The organism is Nostoc sp., from assembly GCF_036916575.1.
Classification (GTDB): Bacteria; Cyanobacteriota; Cyanobacteriia; order Cyanobacteriales; family Nostocaceae; genus Nostoc.
Window position 1 is genome coordinate 1 of record NZ_JBALGC010000080.1, and the last position, 8,199, is coordinate 8,199.

6 protein-coding genes, 2 pseudogenes and 1 riboswitch are annotated in these 8,199 nt (G+C 37.5%); all 8 genes and pseudogenes read left to right on the top strand.

What is annotated here, in order from left to right; genetic code table 11:
- Window positions 1-230: 230 nt before the first annotated feature.
- A pseudogene (locus tag V7L29_RS16625) lies at window positions 231-332 on the top strand (DUF4277 domain-containing protein); the annotation flags it as partial.
- 35 nt (window positions 333-367) lie between these two features.
- A pseudogene (locus V7L29_RS16630) lies at window positions 368-607 on the top strand (serine hydrolase); the annotation flags it as partial.
- Between the two features lie 241 nt (window positions 608-848).
- Window positions 849-999: riboswitch (cobalamin riboswitch) on the top strand.
- Between the two features lie 306 nt (window positions 1,000-1,305).
- Window positions 1,306-3,426: a TonB-dependent receptor gene (locus V7L29_RS16635; RefSeq protein WP_334736180.1), complete on the top strand. Its 2,121-nt coding sequence runs from the start codon at window positions 1,306-1,308 to the stop codon at window positions 3,424-3,426.
- Between the two features lie 37 nt (window positions 3,427-3,463).
- Entirely contained in the window at window positions 3,464-4,336 is an 873-nt protein-coding gene (locus V7L29_RS16640; RefSeq protein ID WP_334736181.1) for a (2Fe-2S) ferredoxin domain-containing protein, read from the top strand.
- A gap of 126 nt (window positions 4,337-4,462) precedes the next feature.
- Complete coding sequence (locus tag V7L29_RS16645) at window positions 4,463-5,680, top strand: ABC transporter substrate-binding protein (RefSeq protein ID WP_334736182.1); 1,218 nt, start codon at window positions 4,463-4,465, stop codon at window positions 5,678-5,680.
- A 2-nt stretch (window positions 5,681-5,682) separates the two neighbouring features.
- Entirely contained in the window at window positions 5,683-6,771 is a 1,089-nt protein-coding gene (locus tag V7L29_RS16650) for an iron ABC transporter permease (protein ID WP_334736183.1), read from the top strand.
- The gene (locus V7L29_RS16655) at window positions 6,768-7,775 is read left to right on the top strand and encodes an ABC transporter ATP-binding protein (protein ID WP_334736184.1); all 1,008 of its coding nucleotides are present in this window, start codon (window positions 6,768-6,770) and stop codon (window positions 7,773-7,775) included. The genes V7L29_RS16650 and V7L29_RS16655 overlap by 4 nt, the downstream gene beginning before the upstream one ends.
- A gap of 70 nt (window positions 7,776-7,845) precedes the next feature.
- Window positions 7,846-8,124, top strand: a complete 279-nt coding sequence (locus V7L29_RS16660) for a helix-turn-helix domain-containing protein (protein ID WP_334736185.1) — start codon at window positions 7,846-7,848, stop codon at window positions 8,122-8,124.
- The last annotated feature ends 75 nt before the right edge of the window (window positions 8,125-8,199 follow it).

Sequence of the window (8,199 nt, forward strand, 5' to 3'; positions counted from 1 at the left end):
TACTTTGAGCATTCCTGTTTCATTCTCTACACCCACTTATTCACAGTAATATGTTTTCTAGAAAAACTCCAGTTTTCAAGATGGATGAGGTTTAAGTCTCTTGAATTGGTGAGAAGAGGAAGTTTTCTGACGAAACACAGAAGAAAGGGAAAACTTCATAGTTAAAAAAATTAATTGATAACAAAAAGAGAAATGATTTAATTACAACAGAAGACGTGGAGAATACTGTTGTGATATTGAATGCTAAAGACATTGAAATTCCGAACATAGACCATCTAGGCATAGTAGCAGGAATAATAGATTCTATAGGATTAGTAGAAACAATCAATGATGGATGGAAGGTTTACGCGAGTTAAGTCATTGCCATAACAAAAAGTTGCTAGCTGCTGGTTTGGGTTCAGGAGCGCTAATTGCTCATAAAACAGGGGATATTGGATTTGTCATTGGGGATGCAGGTATTGTTGAAATGCCTAATGGCAAGCGTTACTTAGCAGGGATTTTTGTGAGAAGACCTTACAATGACATTAGAGGTAGGGATTTTATTCGTCAAGTTTCTCAATTGGTGTATACATATCTAGACCAACCGAAATTAACCCAGCTACCTTAAGGAATCTGGATTAAACAAAATGCAAAACTACTGTTTTATAGCCTTAACAAAGGTCTTTTAAGAACATAAGATATCTGGCGAAATTAAATCTACAATCACCGTCAAGTCCCCTGTACTGACAGTTAGGGGATTTACTTTATGCATGTTAACGTGGGTACAAGTATAATTCCATATCTAGTAAGTGATATGGAGAATCAAAATTATTATTGATTGAATTTACACGCATACACCAATTATGGTAATGTGACACATGATTGTCGGTTCTGATGGGGAGCAGCCATCAGACGCAAGGGGGAAAGTTCGGTGTAAATCCGGCGCTGTCCCGCAACTGTAATGAGACAAAGATAATGTAGTCTCAAAGTCAGAATGCCCGCCGACTCACTCTAGACACAAAACACTTATCTGCGAGGCACAGATGATACATATAATTAAAGTATTTCATGGGTACAGATATCGATTTAACAAAGTACCCTTTGCAATTACTACTTCGCTTCGCTGTTAGTAACGACACTCAATTTTGGATTGTTCTATAGGAATTTGGGTATCCATAAAGAATACCACAGAGTCTTTTTTGCTATCCAAATAGTATTCACCATAATTTAGGTATAGCAATGCATTGCAGCAAGCTTGTTCAAGCCTAAATCTTAAAACTCAATAGCACAAATTAATCTCTGCATTTATTGAAAACGAGGAGTTTCATGTCCACTTCCCGTGTAGTTACTTGTTGTGAGTTTTTCTCAAAAATCTTCGTTTTTACCGCAATCTATGGGATTGTATGTGGGGGATACGTAGCCATTGGTAATCAAATTCCACAAATATCTGAGTTTCCCAAGTATGAAGGTTCTGCAAGAGACTTACAACCAGTTGCACAAACAACGCCTGAAAATACCCCAGCCTCTACAGAAGAAAAAGAACCCCCCATTGAACTAACAGTCATCGGCAAACTACTCAATGAACCCGTTTACTCACCCTTTCGCCGCGAAGGGACAGTGAAAGATTCCACCCGTCCGGTTTATGTGATTACAGGTTCAGAAATAGAAGCCCAAGGTGCTAAAACTGTCAGAGAAGCGCTCAAATTCCTTCCAGGTATCTTGCCTGATGGTACAGTTGGCACGGAAGTGAATGCCTTAAGTGGTCAATTTATTCGAGGTTCTAACTCTGCACAAATCTTGATTTTGCTTGATGGTAGACCAATTAACGAACTTGGTTCTGGTGGTTTTGACCTTTCAGAATTTACTACCAATATCGTTGAAAGAATCGAAGTATTACCAGGTGGCGGTTCTACCCTTTATGGTTCCGATGCAATTGGAGGGGTGATTAACATTATCACTCGTCGTCCTACAGAAAAAGTGTCAACGCAAGCAGGTATTAATTTTGGCGCGTATGGATTAAATCAGCAGACTATCAATAGTAGCGGAAAAATAGGAGATATTGGTTGGGTTGTAGGTTATAACCGTACCCAAGCTGAAAATAACTATCCTTTTTCTATCCCAGAGGCTAATTTCGAGGGAACTAGGGAAAATAATGATGTTCTCTACAATAACTTCAACATGAAGTTAGAAGCGGATTTAGGTTCTCGCGATACTCTAACTCTCTCAACTTTGTACTTAGGCAAAGACCAAGGAGTACCAGGAGGAGTTCCGATTCCCGAACCATTGTACGGTCAAGGCTATTTTAACTCACTGACTGATAGCGATCGCAAATACACAGACCAAGTTCTCACTGATTTAATCTGGAACTCAAAATTAGGAGGTGGGGATGATTCACTGCTAACAGCAAGAGTTTATGCAGATTTCCTCAACACTCGTTTTGATAGTCGCAATTCATCCCAAGCACGATATGATAACAGGCAAGCTTCTTATGGATTGCAAGCACAACACAGTTGGAAATTTACTAATAATCAAACCTTAGTTTATGGCTTTGATTACCGCAATGTTTCAGCTACTAACAGTACATTCGATTTTTCTGCTGATACAAAAACACTTACTTACAACGATAGTATTAGTCAAGGAGCGCTATTCGCTAGATATGAAATTAATTTCACTCCTAGTTTCACTGCCAACTTAGGTTTACGCCAGGATTTTAGTAGCTTGACAAATGGCTCTTTTACATCACCGAGTGTTGGAGCAAAACTTGCACTTACAGACTCTACCACCCTGAGAGCTAATTATATTAAGAATTTCCGTGAGCCGAATCTTTTCAACTTATATGTCAATGGCGGTACTTACGTCGGTAATCCTAATCTTCGTCCAGAGAAAGGTGATAGTTATGATATTGGAATAGACCAGAAGCTAAGCGATTTTGGTCTGTTGCGCTTGACCTATTTCAACAATACAATATCAGATTTAATCGCTTATAACTTTGCTGTTCCGGTAGCTACTTACGAAAATATTGGTAAGGTTCAAACTACAGGAATCGAAGCAGTTTTAAATTTGCAGCTAGCAAAGAATATCTATGCTTTTGTTAGTTATACGGCAAACGACCCGCAGATTTTGAAAAGTACAAATTCTGCCGAAGTCGATAAAGAATTAAGATTTGCTGGTGCAGATAGTTTAAATGCAGGACTTTCTTATGAAACTCGTCAAGGTTTATATGCTGGAATACTGATGCATTCTTTGGGTGAATATCCAATAAACAATACCAATACAGAATCTTTGCCTGGGTACACTACTTTTGATTTCAAAATACGCTTACCTCTAAGTGATAACTTAATACTTACAAGTAGTGTAGATAATCTCTTTGACCAGCGTTATCAGTTGTTTCCAGGTTATCCTGATGGGGGGAGGGTTTTTCAAGTTGGGTTGAGTTCTACGTTTTAAGGAAAAGAATTTTTTCTAACGCACAGGAGACTATTGAATGACTGAGTTTAATTGTTGGGTAACTCCAGTAAATAAGGTTGTGAGTGAGGTTTTATCTACGGGGGGGTCTATTGAATACGAATATTTTGATTCAAGTACCGATGTTTTATCGTCATTACTCTACACCTTATTTCAGCAAAATTGGCAACAGGTAGGGGTAGGGCATATTGTTCAAGGAGGTGTATTAGAATTAGAATTTAATGCTCCACCCAAAATTTGTATTCTCTATGATGGATATCTGACAGTAGTCACAGAAGGCTGGCATTTGCATCTATGTATAGAGGCAAATTTAGGTGGCCCTCATTGTAAGACTCCTTTGGAATTAAGGCAACAACGTCAAGTAAGTCGTGCTGCATTTTATCGAAGGTTTAATGCAGAAGGTATCCCTAGAAGTTGGGGTGTCGATTTTTGGAATGGTGCAGATGAAAACCTCATGACTATTTTCTTGCCAAATCCGTATGTAGAAGGTGAAAATTTATTACCAGAAGGCAAGCCTAATTTATCAAAGTTAGCTCTTTATGAGGAACTACGAGATATTTATGTATTGGGAAATAAACCTATACTGTTCACTAAAAATCCTCTTAAGCATTCTTATATTTCCGTTTGTACTTCTACTCGCTGTCTTCCGTCACGCAAATGGCAACCCACATTTGATGCTTTGAAATCAGCAGTTGAAAAAGCAGGTGTAGATGTGGAAGTGAGAACATCTGGTTGTTTAGAAGTATGTCAACTAGGGCCAGTTGTATTTTATTCAGATGATCGGACTTGGTACACTCGCGTTAATTCAAATGTAGCTGAAACTATTGTCAATGAACATTTGATGAAAGGGAATAAAGTGTCTGAAAATATATATCCACCAGAGTCTGTTTAATTTATTATTGGTAAAATCTCCCGCCAATATCCAAACGGTTTTATTTTTGTTAAACTAGCTGTCTTCACGTTACTATTTTTATCTGAATCGTCTCTATGTCAGATTAATTTTCTGTATTTAAAATCCATGAAATTGAGAAAATCATTTTATTCAAAATCTATTGTTTTCTTCTGCAAATTCTTCTTAATAGCAACTTTAATCATTGCCTGCCATAGTACAAAAATTAACACATCTACTCAGACTACAAATAACGGCTGCGTTCAAAATTATGACCTCAATACTGATTACTTTCCCAAAAAAATTAAGATTACTCATGCAACAGGCTTAATAGTAGAATATCATAAACATTATAAAGTTGTCACTATCAAAAATCCTTGGCAGAATGCAAAAACAACGTTTCAATATGTTTTAGTCCAATGTGGAACTCCTACGCCACAAGGATTTAATCAAACACAAGTAATTACAGTACCGATAAAATCCATAGTCTCTCTATCTACTACTCATTTACCGCACTTAGTCAAGTTAGGAGTAGTTGATAAACTAATTGGCATTAGTAATAGTAAGCAAGTAAATACACCTGATGTAATAGAGAGAATTAAAGCCGGAAAGGTGGCACAAATAGGTAATAATTCCAATGTAGATATAGAAAAATTATTAGAATTAAATCCTGATCTAGTAACAACTTTTGGTACAGGCAATTCCCAAACTGATAGCTATGCCAAACTTACAGAGGCGGGTTTGAAAGTAGGGATAAATGCTGAATACATGGAAGACACACCCTTGGGACAAAGTGAATGGCTGAAATTTACTGCTTTATTTTTTAATAAAGAATTACAAGCAGAAAATGTATTTAAAGAAATTACTTATAAATATGAACAAGTAGCTCAAAAAGCTAAATTTGTAAAAAACCATCCTACAGTATTTCTCGGTTTCAACTTTAAAGGTACTTGGTATATGCCAGGAGGTAAAAGTTATGTAGCTAAATATTTAGCTGATGCCGGAGCAAACTATCTCTGGAATGATGATAAATCTTCTGGTAGTTTACCTTTATCTTTTGAAGTCGTTTTGTCACGTGCAACCAATGCTGATTACTGGTTAAATTTTAGTCAATCTTGTCAAAATTTAAAAGATTTAGTTGCAGAAGATAATCGCTATGCTGATTTTAAGGCTGTGAAAACAGGCAATCTTTATAATAACAATGCTCGCGTGAATGTAAATGGTGGTAATGATTACTGGGAAAGTGGTAATAGTAACCCAGATATAGTTCTATCTGACTTGATTAAAATACTGCATTCAGAGATATTACCTAATCATCAATTATTTTTTTACCGCAAACTTAATTAATAATGTTAAGCGAACAAGATAAAAAGAAAACTTTTTCTTTATACCTAAAGACTACAGTTCTAAAAACCTTAGTTTGTGTAATTTTAGTCACAAGTTTAATTTTTTCATTTTTATTAGACTTAGCTTTAGGTTCAGTTGATATCCCTATTAATGAAGTAATAAAAATTTTACTCGGACAAGAACCAGAAAAAGTGACATGGACTCATATTATTCTGAAATTTCGCCTACCTAAAGCTTTAACTGCAACTTTAGCGGGTGCAGCTTTAGGTGTGAGTGGCTTGCAAATGCAAACTTTATTTAAAAATCCCTTAGCGGGACCTTTTGTATTAGGAATTAGTTCCGGTGCAAGTTTAGGTGTGGCGTTAGTTGTATTAACAACAAGTGTGACAACACCAACGTTATTAGCAGATTTGGGAATCATTAGTGATTTTGGTTTAGTTATCGCTGCAAGCCTCGGTGCAGCATCGGTTTTAGGAATGATGTTAGTTGTTTCTCGCCGAGTGCAAGATACAATGACGCTATTGATTTTAGGTTTATTGTTTGGCTATGCTACTAGTGCAATAGTAAGTATTTTATTGCAGTTTAGCTCAAAGGAACGTATTCAAAGTTACATCATGTGGACTTTTGGTAGTTTTGCTGGCGTGACTTGGAGACAGTTAGTTGTTTTAATTCCAGTGATACTTTTGAGTTTATTGGCAGCAGTGTTGCAATCAAAATCTTTGAATGCACTTTTACTGGGTGAATCTTATGCTCGTAGTTTAGGTTTAACAGTGGAGAAAGCTAGATTTTCTATTATTACTATTGCGTCTATATTAGCAGGCGCAATTACCGCTTTTTGTGGTCCGATAGCGTTTCTAGGTGTGGCTATTCCCCATTTGTGTCGCAGTCTTTTCACTACTTCCGACCATCGGATATTAATTCCTAGTGTCACAATTATGGGTGCAATCTTAGCATTGTTTGCAGATTTGTTTTCTCAACTTTGGGTAAGTCAAATGGTTTTACCTTTGAATGCAATTACTGCTTTAATTGGAACTCCTGTTGTGACTTGGGTGATTCTGCGGCGTAATTCCCAAAAATCTTTTCCGTCATGAATGATGCGATTTTAACAACTCACAACTTGGCTATTGGTTACAAAACATCCGGAAAAAATGTACGGTATGTTGCATCGGATATTTCTGTATCTTTGCAAGCGGGGGAACTGGTTTGTTTACTTGGCCCCAATGGTGCGGGTAAATCTACATTACTGCGATCGCTTGCTGGAATGCAACTCCCAATTGCAGGTGAAGTGCGACTTTTGGGAGATAATGTTTATAACTTAGCACCGCAAGAATTAGCTAAACGTCTAAGTTTGGTACTTACTGAGAAAGTTGATGTAGGAATGCTATCGGCCTACACCTTGGTGACGTTGGGGCGACATCCTTACACTGACTGGTGGGGAAATTTGACACCTGAAGATGAAGCTATAGTACATTGGGCAATCAAATCTGTAGGCGCAGTACACTTAGCACCACGCCAAGTTAGCGAATTAAGCGACGGTGAACGCCAAAAAATTATGATTGCGCGTGCTTTAGCTCAGTCACCTATTATCATGTTACTTGATGAGCCAACAGCATTTCTAGATTTACCGCGACGGGTGGAAATTATGCAATTGTTGCGTCAGTTAGCACGAGAAACCAATCAGGCAATTCTTCTTTCCACTCACGATTTAGATTTAGCTTTGCGTCTGGCGGATAAAGTTTGGCTATTAGCAACTAATGGGATTTTACACGTTGGCGCACCGGAAGATTTAGTGTTGAGTGGTGCATTTGCTGATACTTTTGAAAGTGAAGGCGTAGAGTTCGATGTTGCTTCTGGAGAATTTCATCTCCACACATCCCACAAAGGAGAAATTAATGTAACAGGTGAGGGGATTGCCGTAATATGGACTATTCGTGCTTTCAAACGTGTAGGCTTCCAAGTTAATCAAAATGAAAATGGCTTATCAGTAGAAGTGATAACACAATCCAAACAAGTTTTGTGGAAAATCACAAATAGCCAGACTGTATATACTTATCATTCATTGTACGAACTAATTAAATTTTTGAATTATTTATAGAAACGTTGTCCTAACATATAACTCACCGTTGGCGCAATCGAGGATGAGTTTGATGAAATAAGGGAGAGAATTGCCGTCAGAAGAGTTAATTACAGAGCAGGTAAAGCTGAGGATGGAGGTAATTCAAAGCCTAACAGAGCCATGCGATCGCAAAACCTACAGCACTAAAAAGATAGAAGCTGCCCAAAAACTGGGTGTATCAATTCGTCAAGTAGAACGCTTACTTCAGAAATGGCGAGAACAAGGGTTAGTGGGACTGGCTACAACACGCTCAGATAAGGGGAAGTATCGCTTTGAGCAGGAGTGGATAGATTTCATCATTAATACTTATAACTGGAGTTTAGACTAAAGCAAGCAAAAATAGCTCGACAGTGGATTCCATTGAGTGGATGTCGAAAAATCAGAGAACTAAGTCAGAAAAAAA

Coding starts and splice junctions, on each gene's coding strand:
- V7L29_RS16640 (WP_334736181.1), top strand. CDS start 3,464: ATGACTGAGTTTAATTGTTGGGTAACTCCAGTAAATAAGGTTGTGAGT.
- V7L29_RS16655 (WP_334736184.1), top strand. CDS start 6,768: ATGAATGATGCGATTTTAACAACTCACAACTTGGCTATTGGTTACAAA.
- V7L29_RS16635 (WP_334736180.1), top strand. CDS start 1,306: ATGTCCACTTCCCGTGTAGTTACTTGTTGTGAGTTTTTCTCAAAAATC.
- V7L29_RS16650 (WP_334736183.1), top strand. CDS start 5,683: ATGTTAAGCGAACAAGATAAAAAGAAAACTTTTTCTTTATACCTAAAG.
- V7L29_RS16645 (WP_334736182.1), top strand. CDS start 4,463: ATGAAATTGAGAAAATCATTTTATTCAAAATCTATTGTTTTCTTCTGC.